At 64.9% G+C, this 16,481-nt stretch carries 11 protein-coding genes; 3 read left to right on the top strand and 8 right to left on the bottom strand.

The window, feature by feature from the left end; translation table 11 throughout:
• The first annotated feature begins 364 nt into the window (after positions 1-364).
• Together NP3_RS39870 and NP3_RS39865 are read left to right on the top strand one after the other, a co-directional pair.
• Entirely contained in the window at positions 365-2,410 is a 2,046-nt protein-coding gene (locus NP3_RS39870) for a M13 family metallopeptidase (RefSeq protein WP_063046885.1), read from the top strand.
• A 99-nt stretch (positions 2,411-2,509) separates the two neighbouring features.
• Positions 2,510-4,546: a M13 family metallopeptidase gene (locus tag NP3_RS39865; protein WP_307680405.1), complete on the top strand. Its 2,037-nt coding sequence runs from the start codon at positions 2,510-2,512 to the stop codon at positions 4,544-4,546.
• 21 nt (positions 4,547-4,567) lie between these two features.
• Here NP3_RS39865 and NP3_RS39860 read toward each other — a convergent pair whose 3' ends face one another.
• Positions 4,568-5,149, bottom strand: coding sequence for a Uma2 family endonuclease (locus NP3_RS39860; RefSeq protein ID WP_063046884.1), 582 nt, complete (start codon positions 5,147-5,149; stop codon positions 4,568-4,570).
• A gap of 185 nt (positions 5,150-5,334) precedes the next feature.
• Complete coding sequence (locus NP3_RS49730) at positions 5,335-5,682, bottom strand: hypothetical protein (protein WP_176582822.1); 348 nt, start codon at positions 5,680-5,682, stop codon at positions 5,335-5,337.
• A gap of 271 nt (positions 5,683-5,953) precedes the next feature.
• Between NP3_RS49730 and NP3_RS39850 the strand changes: the two genes are divergently transcribed.
• On the top strand, positions 5,954-6,937 hold the full coding sequence (locus NP3_RS39850) for an ABC transporter substrate-binding protein (protein ID WP_063046883.1): 984 nt from the start codon (positions 5,954-5,956) through the stop codon (positions 6,935-6,937).
• A gap of 2 nt (positions 6,938-6,939) precedes the next feature.
• On the opposite strand, the gene NP3_RS39845 is transcribed toward NP3_RS39850, so the two are convergent.
• From NP3_RS39845 to NP3_RS39820, 6 genes are all read right to left on the bottom strand, one after another.
• The gene (locus NP3_RS39845) at positions 6,940-8,004 is read right to left on the bottom strand and encodes an MAB_1171c family putative transporter (protein ID WP_063046882.1); all 1,065 of its coding nucleotides are present in this window, start codon (positions 8,002-8,004) and stop codon (positions 6,940-6,942) included.
• Positions 8,005-8,049: 45 nt separating this feature from the next.
• A complete protein-coding gene (locus NP3_RS39840; protein ID WP_063046881.1) occupies positions 8,050-9,819 on the bottom strand; it encodes an MFS transporter in 1,770 nt (589 codons plus the stop codon).
• Positions 9,820-9,891: 72 nt separating this feature from the next.
• Positions 9,892-10,656 (bottom strand): ABC transporter permease, encoded by a 765-nt coding sequence (locus NP3_RS39835; protein ID WP_063046886.1) that lies wholly within the window; start codon positions 10,654-10,656, stop codon positions 9,892-9,894.
• Positions 10,653-11,417, bottom strand: coding sequence for an ABC transporter permease (locus tag NP3_RS39830; protein ID WP_063046880.1), 765 nt, complete (start codon positions 11,415-11,417; stop codon positions 10,653-10,655). Before NP3_RS39830 ends, NP3_RS39835 begins: the two co-directional genes overlap by 4 nt.
• Complete coding sequence (locus NP3_RS39825) at positions 11,414-12,370, bottom strand: daunorubicin/doxorubicin resistance ABC transporter ATP-binding protein DrrA (protein ID WP_063046879.1); 957 nt, start codon at positions 12,368-12,370, stop codon at positions 11,414-11,416. Before NP3_RS39825 ends, NP3_RS39830 begins: the two co-directional genes overlap by 4 nt.
• On the bottom strand, positions 12,367-16,481 hold a 4,115-nt coding region (locus NP3_RS39820), incomplete at its 5' end, for a non-ribosomal peptide synthetase (RefSeq protein WP_157124864.1). The genes NP3_RS39820 and NP3_RS39825, both read right to left, overlap by 4 nt.

Below are 16,481 nucleotides of genomic sequence, written 5' to 3'. Positions count from 1 at the left end.
GCGACTCCTGCTGAATCACTTCAGCCTCCTTGACCTGGATGTATACGCACGCCGGATTGCCGACCCGACGGGCATGGTCGTGTCACCACCCGAACGCGCGCCTGCCAGCGGTTTTCTCGATCGGATGGATCAACCACTAGGGGTTCGCGGCCGGATTGCGGGCACAGCTCCCGCAGGCAACCGGTTCAGTGTAGGGGAATCCCCAGGTCGGTCCCAAATCAGGTCCCGCAGCCACAGCCTGAACTTCCCCTGTGAAACCCGCGTGGATCAGTGCTCTCGGGCCGTCCCGTTACTACCCTCGGAACAAGCAAGATCACCGGATGAGCTGTGCACATTCCATATCATCGCTGAATAGGGGGTTTCGTTGAGTTCGTCTGCGCGTCCCACCCGGCTCGGTCGTCGCACCTTTCTGATCGCACTCGGTGTGATTCCGGCCACCACCGCGCTGGTCTCCTGCTCGCGGGAGCAGTCGGTGCGGCTCACCGGTGTCGATATGCGGGGCGAGGACCCGACGATTCGGCCACAGGACGATCTGTTCCGCTACGTCAACGGCGGCTGGTTGCGCGATTATCAGCTGCCGCCGGACAAGTCGTCCTACACCACCTTCGACGAGGTCGGTGATCGGGTCGAACAGCAGCTTCGGGCCATCATCGACGGCATCCACGACCCGCAAGCCGGGACGGCCGAGCAGCAGATCCGCGATCTCTACGACGCCCGGGTCGATCTGGCTGAAATCGAGCGGCTCGGCGTGGCCCCGCTGGCGGATCTGTTCGCGGCGATCGACGGCGCGGCGACCAAACCGGATCTGGCCAAGGTGATGGGCGGGCTGCCGATCGGCGGGCTCATCGGCTTGTCCGTCGGCGTCGATCAAAAGAATTCGGCCGAATACGTCGCCGACATCTCCCAGTCCGGTATCGACTCGAATATGGGCGAGCAGTATTACCGCAAGCCCGAATACGCCGAGCAGCGCGCCGCGTATCAGACCTATCTGCAACGCGTCGCCGCGGGCGCGGGCTTTCCCGATCCGGCAGGTACCGCCCAGCGGGTATTCGAACTGGAGACCAAGATCGCCACCGGCTTCTGGGACGATGTCCGGCTGCGCAATCCCGATGCCGCGTACAACCCGATGAGCTGGGCCCAATTGACCACGCTCGCACCGCAATTCGATTGGGAGCCGTGGCTGGCTGGCAATACCGACCGACCGCGCGCACTGTTCGATCGCGTGGTTGTCGGTCAGCCGTCGTTCGTGACGACGGCCGGAAAGCTCTGGGCCGAGGTCGATATCGCGGCCTGGCGAGAGTATCTGCGCATGGCGGTGCTCAAACAGTTCGCATCGCTGCTGCCCAAGGCCATTGCCGATGCCGAATTCGATTTCGTCGGCAAGGTGCTGCAAGGGTCGCAGGAGCGTCCGGAGCTGTGGAAGGACGGTATCGCGACCGTCAATGCGAACCTGAGCCAGCCGCTCGGGAAACTCTATGTGGACAAACACTTTCCGCCCGCGGCCAAAGAGCGCGCCTTGGCGATGGTCGCCGATCTCATCTCCGCCTACCGGGCCGACTTCACCGGTTCGACCTGGATGTCGCCGCCGACCAGACAGGCCGCCATCGCGAAGCTCGACAAGATCGTCACGAAGATCGGCTACCCGGACAACTGGATCGACTACTCGGGATTGACGATCACCCGCGGCAAGTTGATCGAATCCGTCCGCGCCGCACAGCGTTTCGAGACCAAGCGCGGTTTCGCGCGCCTGGGCACCCCGGTCGACAAGTCCGAATGGCGGATGCCGCCACAACTGGTGAATGCCCAGTACAACCCGAATGCCAATTCGATCTCGTTTCCGGCCGCCATTCTGCAGCCGCCGTTCTTCGACTCCAGTGCCGCGACCGCGGTCAATTACGGCGCGATCGGGGCGGTCATCGGTCATGAGATCGGCCACGGCTTCGACGATCAGGGTTCGCGCTACGACGGTGACGGCAATCTGCGCGACTGGTGGACACCCGAGGACCGGACCGCGTTCGAAGCCAAGACCAAGCAGCTCATCGATCAGTACAACGCACTGGTCCCGGCCGGTCTAGACCCGAGCAAGCACGTCGACGGCGCGCTGACGGTCGGGGAGAATCTCGCGGATCTGCGCGGTCTCGGTATCGCCGTGGCCGCCCTCGGCATCGCCGATAAACGTGACGGCAAGGGCGACCCGGACAACCGCACGCTGTTCCTGTCCTGGGCCCGGATCTGGCGGGAGAAATCGACGAAGCAGCACATGGAACTGCGATTGGCCATGGATCCGCACGCGCCCAACGAGTTCCGCTGCAACCAGGTGGTCCGCAATATCGACGAGTTCTACACCACCTTCGCCGTCGAACCCAGCGACAAGCTGTACCTGGCCCTGGACCAGCGGGTCTCGCTCTGATCCGACGGGCTGGCAACGCCGGAGACAGGTAGCCTCGGGCCAGCACTATCGCGCCTGACGAGGATGCGGCCACCGGCCGCATCGGGAGAGGAAATCCTCGTGACATCAACCGGTCGACTCGGTCAGCTGGACCGTCGTGCCTTCCTGATCGCGCTCGGGGTGGTGCCCGCGGCCGTCGCTCTGGCCTCCTGCTCGAAGGATGAGCATCAGGTGCAGCTCACCGGAGTCGATCTGGGCGGCGCGGACGAGGCGATCCGGCCGCAGGACGATCTGTACCGGCATGTCAACGGCAAGTGGCTGCGGGAGTACCAGCTGCCGCCGGACAAGGCCGCGGTCGGCGCGATCAGCGATGCCAGCGATCGGACGCTGGATCAGCTGCGCGAGATCATCGAAGGCATCAAGGATCCGAAACCGGGTTCGGAGGCGCAGCAGATTCGCGATCTCTACGATGCGCGCCTCGATGAGGCCGCGTTCGAAACGCTCGGCATGACACCGCTGACCGATCTGTTCGCCAAGATCGATGGCGCGGCGACCAAACCGGATCTGGCCAAGGTGATGGCGGAGCTGCCGATCGCCGGGCTGATCGGTATCGGAGTCGGCATCGACCGCAAGGACTCCAATTCCTATATCCCCACCGTCAGCCAGTCGGGTATCACGCTGAGCGAGCAGTATTACCGCAAGCCGGAATACGCCAAGCAGCTCGCGGGCTACAAGACCTACCTCGAGAAGATGTCCGCGGGCGCTGGTTTCGCCGATCCGGCGGGGATCGCGCAGCGCATCCTCGATCTGGAGACCAAGATCGCGGCGGCGCATTGGGACAGCGTGCGCAATCGCAATACCGATGCCACCTACAACGTGATGGGCTGGCACGATCTGGTCGCGCTCGGACCGCAATTCGATTGGGATCCGTGGATGGCGGGCAATACCGATCGGCCGCGCTCGCTGTTCGACAAGATCGTGGTGGCGCAGCCGTCGTTCGTGACCGCGGCCGCGCAACTGTGGGCCGATACCGATATCGCGCTGTGGCGAGAGTATCTGCGGGTCAACATCGTCGCGCAGTTCGCCCGATTCCTGCCCAAAGCGATCCGCGACGCGCGGTTCGATTTCGTCGGCAAGGTGCTCAGCGGGCTCGAGGAGCGGCCGGAGACCTGGAAGTCCGGTGTCGGCGTCGTCGACGACAATCTCGGTGACCAGCTCGGCAAACTGTATGTGGACAAGCATTTTCCACCGGCCGCCAAGGATCGGGCCAAGGAGATGGTGGCCGACCTCATGGCCGCCTATCGGGAGAACTTCACCAATTCGACCTGGATGTCCAAGCCGACCAGGGACGCCTCGATCGTCAAGCTGGACAAGATCGAGGCCAGGATCGGATATCCGGATAAGTGGGACGACTACTCCGCGCTGAAGATCACCCGGGGCAAGCTGATCGAATCCCTGCGCGCCGTCAACGCTTTCGAATCCAAGAAGGCGTTCAACCGGCTCGGCACTCCGGTCGACAAGTCCGAATGGGGTATGTCGCCGCAGACCGTCAATGCCTACTACTCACCCACCAGCAACCAGATCACCTTCCCCGCCGCTTATCTGCAGCCGCCGTTCTTCGACAAAGACGCGACAACCGCGGTCAATTACGGTGCGGTCGGCGCGACCATCGGGCACGAGATCGGCCACGGCTTCGACGATCAGGGTCGCAAGTACGACGCCAGCGGTAATCGCAGCGATTGGTGGACAACCGAGGACCTGGCCGCATTCGAGGCCAAGACCAAACAGCTGATCGACCAATTCGATGTGCTGGTCCCCGAGGGCCTCGATCCCAAATACCACGTCGACGGCGCACTCACGGTCGGCGAAAACCTCGCCGACCTGCGCGGCCTGCAGATCGCCGTCGAGGCCTACCGCATCGCCGCCAAGCGCGACGGCATCGACCCCGACTACCAGCAGATGTTCTTCTCCTACGCCCGCAGCTGGCGCGAAAAGCAGACCGAGGAATCAACCATCAGCCTGCTCCAGGACGTCCACGCCCCGAACGAATTCCGCTGCAACCAGATCGTCCGCAATGTCGCCCAGTTCTACAACACCTTCGCCGTCAAGGAAGGCGACAAACTCTTCCTCCCCGAAAACCAGCGCATCACCCTCTGAGTCGGAGGCCGACCTTCCTCGCTATCGGACCAAGTCCGCGAAGCTGATATCGCCCAGCACCACGTGCTCCAGTCGTACGAATCCGTCGCGATGCAACCGGTGCAGGCGGTATTCGGCGGCGTGGGCGTCGAGCCGGAACTCGCGGACCTCTTCGATGTCGTACTTGGTGTCGAGTGCGACGACGAGATAGAGCGGGATGCCCGCGCGGGCGTACTGCACCTTCTTGTCGAGCAGATCCTCGGCGGCGGTGGATGGCGAGGAAACCTCGATGACGATCAGGGCATCACCGGCCTCCGGTTTCGCTCCTCGCTCCGGAAGGCACCGATAGACCGTGACATCCGGCCGCCGGAACGTGAATTTGGGTACCCGCCAGAGCACTACGTCGATATCGGTCTCGACTCGAATACACGGTTCGGTACTCGGCAACTGCTCCATGGCACCGGCCAGCCTGCGCGCCACGCGATTGTGCTCGGGTACCGGTGACTCACAGACGATCACATGCCCGTGTACGACCTCGATCTCGCGTGCTGTCGCCTCGGGCAGTTGACGGTATTGCTCCTCGGTCATCTCGTGCGGCAGATGGCCGAACGGCTCGATCGTCATGACGGAAGCCTACCCATTCGTCATGACGAGAGCCCATATCGGCGGCAGCTGATCGACCGGCTTTCTACCTTGCCGCTGACCGCCGGAGCGAGGGCGTCGGATCCGTATGAATAAGCCCGACGTGCCGGGCTTATTCATACGGGAAGCGCTTCGAGGGAATGGCTTGCGCCGCCGAGCGACTCGGGTCAGAAGGCGCTGCCGGTGGAGGGCATGGGGAAATAGCCTGGCCAGCCCGGGGAGCCGAACCAGCCGCCATAGCCACCGCCCCAGCCACCGTAGCCGCCCCAGCCACCGTAGCCGCCGTAGCCGCCACGACCCCAGCCACCACGACCCCAGCCGCCATGGCCCCAACCCCCGTGGCCGTGGATATCGTCGGCCTGATCCACCAGCACGATGGCCGGGCCTTGGGCGTCGGTGGTGTCGGCGAGCGCCGGGCCCGCTACCGCGGCGATCGGGGCCAGGGCCAGAGCGGAGGTGATGGCGATACGGGCGACCATCGGCCGGACGCGTCCGGCGGAACTCTTTTGCTTCATCGGAACTAACCTCAATTCGGTATGCGTCAGTCGTGCGAAGACCCGCGTTCTCACGGGTTCGACGTCGATGCCTCCCGGACGAGAGGATCATTATTGACGTCATTTAACGTACCGCTAGATAGCGGCACGTTCAATAGGTTTGCGACAGATGACGTGACAGCAACCGGCAAGCCAGGGCGGCATGGCGATCAATGTAGGTTAGGCTGACCTTTGCTATTGCGGCTCGAAGAGAGCCGAGTCGGGGAATTCCTCGATGAAGGAGAGGGTGTCGATGGAGTCTGTACGGACGTCTCGTGGCTGGAAGCGGGCGGCGGTTGCCGTGCTGGCCGGTGCGCTGACCCTGGGTATCGCCGCCTGTGGGTCGTCGAGCGATGACGCGGGGTCCGGCGGTGGCGCACCCGTCACCATCAACCACGCCCGCGGTACGACAACGGTGCATGGCACCCCGAAAAAGATTGTCACACTGGGGAATCAGTGGCTGGATTCGACGCTGGCGCTCGGTGTGACCCCGGTCGGCTATGTCGACAATGTCGCCTCGGTGTCCAAGAGCACCCCGGCGTGGGAGCCGAAGACACTCGAATCGGCGAAAGCCTTGAATACCACCGGCAATATCGCCGAGCAGGTCGCGGCGCTGGAGCCGGATCTCATTCTGGTGGACGGATTCCTGGCCGACCAGAAGACCTTTGACGAGTTGTCCAAGGTCGCCCCGACGCTGCCCGCGCTCACCTCCTCGTCGATCCAGCCCTGGCAGGACCTGGTGACCACGCTCGGCAAAGTACTGCACAAGGAAGACGACGCGACCCGCGTGATCGCCGATGTGGACAAGAAGGTGGAGTCCATCGGCCAGGCCAATCCGGGTCTGAAGGGCAAGACCTTCGCGAGTACCTGGTTGGCCAGCCCGGCCCAGCTGATGGTGCTGACCGATCCGAACGACGGGTCCAGCAAGATCTTCACCCAGCTCGGACTGGGCATTCCGAAGAACCTCACCGATCGGCCGTCGAATCAGGGCAGGCTGGCGCTGTCCCCGGAGCGGGTCGACGAGCTCACCGCCGATCTGCTGCTCGCGGGCTATTCCCCCGGTATGGACGAAAAGTACCGGCAGCTCCCCGGATACGCCGATCTGCCCGCGGTGCAGAAGGGGTCGGTGGTCTTCCTGACGGTGCAGGAGATCAGCGCCGTCAACCAGCCGACCGCACTGTCGGTGCCCTACCTGCTGAACAAGTTGGAGCCCGCCTTCGCCAACGCGGCGAAATAGGTTCAGCGCGCCGGAGATTCGAGGCCCGCACGCACCAGCGCGCTGGCCTTCGGCCATTCCGCGGCCAGAGCGAGCAGGTACCTGAGTTCATCGGTCCGGTCGCGCAGGTCGACCGGAGTGGCGCGACCGGAGACCGTCGCGGGCGACCCACCAGCAGCTTTGGCCTGGACCGCCCGCGCGATACACCGCGCGTATTCACGGATATCAGTGTGCGCCTCGATATCCGGTGCGTACGGCCGCAATTGCACCAAGGCGTCTCGAATTTCGACCGTCATCCGGTAAAGCCGTGAGGTGGAACCACTACTCGGCCGAGCCAGCACCACCTCGGGTACGGCATCGGTGAGCGCCCGCCACAGCGGGCGCAGTCGGCGACAGCACCGACCGGCCCGATCCAACTCCGCCCGAAACAGCACCGCATTCCACAGCGGGATTCCGATCAGGCCCGCGAGTAGGACCAATGTCGCGTATGTTCCGATCACCCAGATCAGGCCCTGCTCATCGGGTCGAGTGCCGGTGGCCATCCGCACGAGCGCGACCACCGTGGCACTCACGGCATACCCGGCGACGGTCAGAAGTGCGCTGTAGGTCAATCGCTCCTTCGCCGTGATCTCCCCGGTACGCAACTCCCGCACGCAGGCCCGCGTCATCAGCATGCCGGACAAGGCGGTCGGCACCGCGGTAAGCGACCAGACCGTGAGCCCCCAATCTCGCTGCGGTGCCACCACTATGCCGACCAGCACAACAGCTCCGGCTGCCACGGCGATGCCGTCGTAGGTGCGCTGCCGCCGCACCGCGGTCCGCGTGTCCGCGCCGTCGAGCAAGCGTGCGAATCCGAATACATTCGCCACCGCCAGCGCGCCGAAGATCGTGAACAGATCGAGCGCGAGATGAGCCCGGCCGAACCGGCCGACGCAGATGAAGACGAGCAGACCGACCAGATCCCAGGCCAGTGCGCGATTGATGAGCCGGTCGCTGAGGGTCTCGTCGACCAGAAACCACCGGCCGATGGTGATCGCCGCGACGAATCCGACGATCACCACCACGGGCGCGACCGGCACCGAGTTCATGGCTCCAGACAGTAGAGTCCGAGCGCGAACCACACCAACCGTGACTCAGCGCGCGGCGACGAGTTCGTCGGCCTCGGCGAGTTCGGCCAGTTCCTCCTCGACATACTTATCGCCCGCGAAGTACGAGGCCGCTGCGGCCAGGAACATCATCAGGGCGGCCGAGACGAACACCACGATCAGACCCGAGTGGAACGGTCCGGTGAGCAGATGCGGGAAGAACTCCTGACCGGTCAGGGTATCCGCATTGACGCCCGGCTTGGCCAATTCGCCACTGGGGCCGAGCAATTCCTGGATCGGGTTGTAACCGAGGAAGGCGGCGAACATGCTCGCGACGGGCGGCAGGTCGGCGAGTTGGGACGCGGCGCCCGCGGATACGCCCTGGGCGCGCAGACCACTGTCGAGTGCCGAGGGCAGGCTCGCGGCGAGGCCGACGACCATGAGCGAGAAGAAGATTCCCATCGACAGCGCATTGCCGCCGTTGAACAGGGTGCCGCGCATACCGGATGCCGCGCCGCGCTGGGACGCGGGCACGCTCGACATGATGGCGGCGGTGTTCGGTGAGAAGAACAGTCCGCAGCCGATGCCGTTGAGCAGCACGATCGCGGCGAACACCCAGTAGTTGAAGTCGACCGGGATGACGAGCAGCAGCAGGAAGGTGAGCCCGGCCAGCGTCGCGCCGCCGGTGGTGAACCGGCGCGATCCGTAGCGGTCCGACAGCCAACCCGAAACCGGTCCGGCGGCAAGGAATCCCACGGTCAACGGCAACAGATAGATACCGGCCCACAGCGGCGTCGATTCGTAGTCGTAGCCGTGCAGCGGCAACCAGATGCCCTGCAGCCAGATGATCAGCATGAACTGCATGCCGCCGCGGCCGATCGAGACCATCAGATTGGCGAAATTACCGAGGCCGAACGCGCGGTTGCGGAACAGCGACAGATGGAACATCGGCTCGGCGACCTTGGTCTCCACCACGCAGAACGCCGCGAGCAGGGCGATGCCGCCGAACACCGCACCGAGCACCCAGGGGTTGGACCAGCCGGTGGGATGTCCGCCATAGGGCTGGATGCCGTAGGTGATGCCGGTGAGCAGTGCGGTCAAGCCGAGGCCGAAGGTGATGGTGCCCGCCCAGTCGACCTTGCCCTTGGTGCGCATGCCCACCTCGTGCAGCGAGCGATAGGACCAGATCGAACCGATCACGGCGATCGGCACGCTGACCCAGAACACCGCGCGCCAATCCCATTCCGAGAGCACGCCGCCGATGATCAGTCCGAGGAAGGAGCCCGCGACCGCGGCCACCATATTGATGCCGAGTGCGGTACCACGCTGTTTGGCAGGGAAAGCGTCGGTGAGGATGGCCGTCGAATTGGCCGTGAGCATGGCGCCGCCGATGCCCTGCAGCACACGCCAGACGATGATCCACATCGCGCCCGAACCACCCTGGAACGGATCGAAGGACAGCGCGACCGAGGTCACCGCGAAGACCGCGAAGCCGAGGTTGTAGATCCGGACGCGACCGAAGATATCGCCGAGTCGTCCGAACATCACCACGAGTACCGCGGTGACGAGCAGATAGCCCATCAACATCCACAGCAGATAGCCGACATTGCCCGCTTCCAGTGGATTCAGTCCGATACCTCGGAAGATCGCGGGCAGCGAGATCAGCACGATCGAGGCATTGACCGCACTGAGCAGCACACCAATGGTGGTGTTGGTCAGGACGATCCACTTGTAGCGCGGGTGATCCCGGTCGTAGCGCAGGCGGCGGCTAATGGTCTGGACATCACCCAGATCGAGATCGGCGGATGGAATCGTCACGGCAGCCCCTTGCTGATTGTTACCTCAGGAAACTATATAGTTAGCCGATGTAACTATCAAGTCGACGCCTGCTCAGCCCTCCGCGGCCTTGCGGTAGCCGCGTACCGCGAAAGCGCCGAAGACCAAGGCGAGCCCAACGGACCAGGCCAGGGTCTGCAGCAGCGGGGTGGCGATGGGGCCGCCGATCGTGCAGCCACGCATTGCCTCGATGGCGCAACTCATCGGCTGGACGCGAACTACCGGCTGTAGCCAACCCGGGTAGTTCTCCACGGGTACGAATCCGGAATTGAAGAACATCCCGAGCAGCACGAGTGCCGAGAACAACTGCACGACTTTGTCGCCCGCCTTGCTGACGCCGACCGTGATCACCATGGTGGCGAAGCCGGGAATCAGCAGCACCGGAACGGCGAGCGCGCCGAGCACACCCAGCCAGCCCTGCTCGAAGCGCAATCCGAGCGCGACGCCGAGGGCGACCACGATGATCGTCGCGATCAGCGTGCGTCCGCATTCGGCGAGCAGACGGCCGATCAGTCCGGCCGCGCGGTGCACCGGCAGTACCCAAATGCGCCGCAGCAGACCGCTTTCCCGTTCCGCGTAGAGCGAAAGACCGGTGCCCATGGCGCCGTACATCGCGCCGGTGACCGCGATCATCGGGACGAAACCGTAGATGGCGTCCACGCCGGAGGATGCGCTGAGGAATTTGTGGAGCACCAATTGGTACATCAACAGCAGCAGTACCGGGAGGATCACGGTCGAGGTCAGCACCTCCTGTTCGCGCGGCCAGCGGCGCAGCAGTCGGCCCGTTTCGACGAAGCTCTGGTCGATCAGTGTTTTCACGGCCGTCGCCTTTCCACCCACACCGAGATCGCGGCGAACGCCACGATCAGGCCGAGAATCCAGACCACCGCAACCGCGACGGCCGAGGTGTATTCGCCATCGGCGAGATCGCGCAGGGCAGCAGCGGCCTGAGATACCGGCTGATTGCGGACGAAGGGCTGGATCCAACCCGGAAAGCCTTCGGCCGGAACGAAACCCGTGGACATCATGATGAGCAGCAGTTGCGGTGCCAGCAGCGCGGACGCACCGACTTCCGGCTTACCCGTGGCGACGCCGAGTGTGTCGGCACCGATCACCAGTGCCACGGCGAAGGCCAGCGCCAATGCGATGAAGACGAGAGCCGCTGCCGCACTGTGGAATCGGAATCCGAAGGCCGCACCGATGACCAGCGCTCCGGCGAGTCCGGCCAGCGCGCGAACCAGATTCGCGGACATCCGCGCGGCCAGCGGCACCCACGATTCGACCGGCATCGACCGCATGCGAGTTCCCATGCCGCTGAAGGTGTCTCGGGCGGCGCGGTCGGCCGCCGACATGGCGGTGAAGAACATGCCCTGCAGCACGATCACCGGCAGCAGGTACTGGGCGTAGTCCGCACCGGTCTGCTCCATCGACTTGCGCAGCGGGACATAGAAACAGACGAAGAAGATCATCGGCGCGACGAAACCGAAGGGCAGATCACCCTCACGGACCGCCGCGCGCACGGTGCGACCGCTCAGCGCGCTCCACTGCATTCCGGCGGGAATGGTGACTGATTCGGTCATGCGGTCACCAACCCTGGTTCGTCGGTGGTGAGCTTGATGAAGACCTCGTCGAGTGACGGTCTGCGCAGGGCGATATCGATGAGTTCGATACCGGCGTCGGTAATGCGGCGCAGCGCCTCGGCCAGTGTGGCGGCACCGTCGGGAGCGGGGAGCGACACCCGGTCCTTGGCTTCGGCGACGGTCACCGTGCCGAGGCCGTCCAACGCGGTGACCACGGCGGGCACGTCACCAGCGTCGACCGGAACGACCTCGCAGTAGCTCGAACCCGAGCGGGCCTTGAGTTCGTCCGCGGTACCCTCGGCGATCACGCGACCCTTATCGATGACGATGATGTTGTCGCTCAACGCATCCGCCTCTTCGAGGTACTGCGTGGTGAGCAGGATCGTCACACCCTGTTCCTTCAGCGAACGCACCAGCGACCAAACGCCCTGTCTGCTCACCGGATCCAGGCCGGTGGTGGGTTCGTCCAGGAAGACGACCTTGGGCGGGCGCACCAGCCCGCAGGCGATATCGATGCGTCTGCGCATACCGCCGGAGTAGCCGCCGACACGACGATCGGCCGCCTCGGTCAGATCGAACTGGTCGAGCAGTTCGGTGGCGCGGATCTTGGCCTGTTTCGGACGCAGACCCATCAGGCGGCCGAACAGGACGAGGTTCTCCCGGCCGGTCAGCACCTCGTCCAAGGCGGCGTACTGGCCGGTGAGCATGATGGATGCCCGCACATCCGAGGCCTCGCGCACGACGTCGTATCCCGCGACCAGGGCGCGGCCCGCATCGGGCTTGGTGAGCGTGGACAGGATGGAGACCGTGGTGGTCTTGCCCGCGCCGTTCGGGCCGAGTACGCCGAGCACACTCCCGGCCGGTGCCGAGAAGCTCAGGCCGCGCACGGCGTGGACGTCGCCGAAGGACTTGCGGACGTCCTCGACCACGATGGCGTTTTCGATCGCGTTCATCGTTCTCCCGGAGTTGCGCTTGGTATGGCGGCGGCGACTGCGGTGATGCAGCGCTGCCAGATGGTGGCGAAACGGTCGATCTCGGTGGTGTCGAAAAGTGCTTCGCTCCAGCGGAACAGGGTGGCCAGCTGGGATCCGTCGGCACCGGGGTAGACGGCGACGACGAGGTCGAGCGCGTAGCGCAGCGGCATCTCCGGTTCGGGGGCGACCGGAAGCCGTTGGTGCAGGGTGAGGTCGGCGATCGGGGTCCATGGACCCGACGTGCCCGCGGTGAGGTCCATGCGGCCCAGGTAGTCGAGCATTACCTGGGGATCGGTGTGCGGCTCGGCATCGCCGTAGCGGAGCAAGCCGTAGTCCAAGCCCTTGTTCGGGACACTGTCCAGTTGTGCTGCAACCGCTTTCAGCAGCCCTGCGGCTTCGGCCGAATCGGATTCGGCACGGGTGATGTCGAGTGTCGAGCCCGTGCCGACGCGCAGTGGGTACACGGTGGTGAACCAGCCGACCGTCCGCGAAGTGTCGACATTGCCGACGACGGCATCCTCGCGGCCGTGGCCCTCGAGGGCGACCAGTGCGCCGGTGGAGCCGTCCTGGTTGCGTTCGGCTCGCCAGGTCGTGAGCGCGATTGTCAGTGCGGTGAGCAGTAACTCGTGCATACCGAGGTCGCTGCCGAGGCCGTCGAGAATCCGGCGGGTGGTGTCGGTCGGCAGGAACGACGGCGTGATGCGGTAGGAGGACCAGGTGTCGCGGGTCGGATCGGGACGGCGCAGGCCGAGTTCCGGATCGGGGCCGGTCAGTTGGTCGGTCCAGAAGTCGCGCTGGGCTGATACTTCCGGTGCGGTGCTGCGCTTGTCGAGTAGTTCCGACCAGCTGCGGTACCCAGTGAATTCTGGTGCGGCAGTGGGGGTACGCCCCTGCGCGAGTTGCGACCACGCGTCGGCCAGATCCGCGAGAACGATGTGCCAGGAGACGGGATCCACCGCGAGATGGTGGATCGACAGCAACAGCACATCGGGGCCCTCGAAACGGACGGCCTGGATCAGGGTGCCCGTCTTCGGATCGATGCGATCGATCGCCGCTCGTGCATGCTTCTCGAGTGCGGTGCCGAAGTCACCGGATACCCGGACCTCGTGCAGGATATCGGCGGCGCGCACGCTGCCCGGCGCTCTGGTTTCGAACCTGTTTTCGGTGGTCGACAGCTGGCCGCGCAGCATGTCGTGACCGTCGAGTAGCGCCTGTAGCACCGCTTCCAACTGTGCCCGATCCACCTCGGCGGGCAGCTCTACCAGCGTCGAGAGTGCAAGCCTGCGGAAGCCGCCGTACTCGTACATCCAGGACATGATCGGCGTCGGGAGCACCTCGCCGATCTCGGCCGGGCTGTTCTCCTGTTGTGCCGCACGGGAATCGATGGCGGCGCCCAGATCGCGGACGGTGGGGTTGGTCATGACCATGGCCGGGCTGACCGAGAGTCCCGCGCGTCGCACCGCGTTCACCAGAGAGATGGCGACAATGCTGTCCATGCCGAGTTCGACGAAGTCGTCATCGATGCCGGGGGTGGCGCCGCCCAGCGCCTCGGCGAGCGCGCGACAGAGTGTCCGCTCGGTATCGGTGCTCGGCAGGGTGCGCTGGGCGGAGCCACGTAGGGCCTCCAGCGCCAGCGCGTTCAGAGCTCGGACATCGAGCTTGCCGTTGGGGGTGACCGGCAGTTCGGGCAGCGCAATGACCCGCGCCGGAACCATATAAGCAGGCAGGCGCTCCGCAAGGCGGGCACGCAAGGCGGCCGGACCAGCACTGACCGCGAAGGCGACCAGAGTCGGGCCACTCGGCCGCTGCACAACCAGCACAGCGCCCGCACGAACCTGCGGCAACTGCAGCAAAGCCGTTTCGATATCGCCGATTTCGATTCGGTAGCCGCGAATCTTGACCTGGTCGTCGGCTCGGCCGAGATAGGCGAGATCGCCATTCGGCAACTGCCGCACCAGATCACCTGTGCGATACATGCGAACACCGGGTCGGAAGGGGTCGGCGATGAAGCGATCCGCGGTGATGGCAGCCTTACCGATATAGCCGCGGGCCACCTGAGCGCCGGACAAGTACAGCTCTCCGACCACACCGCGCGGCACCGGCCGCAGCATGGCATCGAAGACGTAGGCGGACATGCGATCCACCGGTCCGCCGATGGTGGGCTGGGCATTGCCCGGCTCGTTGCGACCGGTATTCACCGTCGCGACCACCGCCTCGACCGTGGTCTCGGTGGGGCCGTAGCAGTTGTAGACCGCGGTGCCCGGCAGCGCGCGCAACTGCTCCCAAATGGGCGCACCGATGGCCTCGCCGCCGAGGGCGAGCACGGTCAGTCGCTCACCGTCTACCAGACCGGCTGCCGACAGCTGGGTGAACATGGACGGCGAGGTGTCGATCATATCGATCTCGTGCCGGACGATGCCGTCGACGAGTCCCTGCGCATCGCGCATTTCGGTCTCGTCGAACAGGTGGACGGCGTGGCCGTCGAACAGGCCGATCATCGGCTGCCAAGAGGCGTCGAAGCTCAGCGACCAAGCGTGTGCGATGCGCAGTCGGCGGCCGATCCGGGTTACCGCCGGGCGGTAGACGCGGTCACGATGGTCGGTGAAGTAGCTGGTCAGAGCCGCGTGGGTGCCGATTACGCCCTTGGGTTCGCCGGTCGAGCCGGAGGTGAAGATCAGGTAGGCGGCTGTCTGCGGGGCGACCGGGCGGTAGGGCGGGATGGGGTGGTTCGCGATCCGCTCGGCGACGGCGGGGTCGTCGAGTACCAGCACCGGGTGTGCGGTCTCCCCGAGCAGGCTGGTGGACTCCCCAATTGTCAGAATGAGTTTCGGATCGGCTTGGCGCAGTATGGATTCGATGCGGGCAGCGGGTGCCGAGATGTCGACCGGCACATAGGCTCCGCCTGCTTCCAGTACGGCGAGGATCGAGATGATGGAACGAGCCGATCGCGGTAGCGCAAGGGCGACAACGGCTTCCGGGCCGATACCGTTGGCGGTCAGCTCATTCGCCAGTTGTCCGGCGGCTGCACGCAATTCACGATAGGTGTAGCGATCCGAACCGGTGCTCAGTGCGATCGCATCCGGGGTGTGGGCGACCTGGTTCAGGAAGAGCTCGTAAGCCGTGCCATTCGTGGAGACGTTCTCCGAGGCAGCGACGACCTTTTCATCGGCAAGCAACAGGTCGAGCACATCGGGGCTCGAATCGCCATGATCGGGCAGCTGGCGCAGCACCGACAGAATCCGCTGGCCGATATCGCCGACCAGGAAGTGTGGCAGGGCTTCGGCGATCGCTTCGAGCATGACGACGAGCGTGCCGTCGTTCAGATGCGACACCACCGAAAGCGGGTAGTGCACCAGACTTTCCATGGCCACCGGCAGAAAACGGGTGCCGCCCGCGGTGACGATCGGATCGGTGGCCGCGCCGATGGGTGCGTTCTCGAAGACGAACAGCACGTCGAACAGCGCACCGTGCCCGGCCGCGCGCTGAATGGTCGACAGGCTCACATATCCCGCATCTCGCATGGCCGCGGATTCGCGCTGCAGCTGCGCACATTGCTGGGCGACGGTGCTGGTCCGGTCGATAATGACGCGCGCTGGCACGGTATTGATGAACAGCCCGATCATCGTTTCGACGCCGGGCAGCGCATCCGGACGGCCGGAAATGGTGGTGCCGAAAACGACATCGCGTCGATCGGTGAGCCTGCCGAGGACGACGGACAAGGCATACTGCACAACGGTATTGGGAGTCAGGCCGTTCGCCCGTGCCCATTGCACCAGCCGCGCGGTTTCGGCATTGTCCAAGCTGAATCGGCTGCGGCGCGGAATCGCCGTGCCGACTTCGGTTGCCGTACCGGCGGCCAGCATGAGCGGACCGCTCAGCGGCGCGAGGTATTCGGTCCAGTTGTGGGTGATGGCGGCGGTGTCCTGCGCCGCGAGCCAGCCGATGTAGTCACGGTACGGCCGTGCCGGTGGCAGCGAATCCGCTTGTCCCCCGGCGTCGTACACCGCGATCAGCTCGCGGAAGAACACCGCGACCGCCCAGCCGTCCATCAGGATGTGATGCGCGGTCACGATCATTCTGCGTCTACCCA

The sequence above is a fragment of the Nocardia pseudovaccinii NBRC 100343 genome, assembly GCF_001613225.1.
In the GTDB taxonomy this organism is placed as follows: domain Bacteria; phylum Actinomycetota; class Actinomycetes; order Mycobacteriales; family Mycobacteriaceae; genus Nocardia; species Nocardia pseudovaccinii.
The sequence above is the reverse complement of the archived record's forward strand: the minus strand, read 5'-3'. Positions and strand labels throughout refer to the sequence as shown.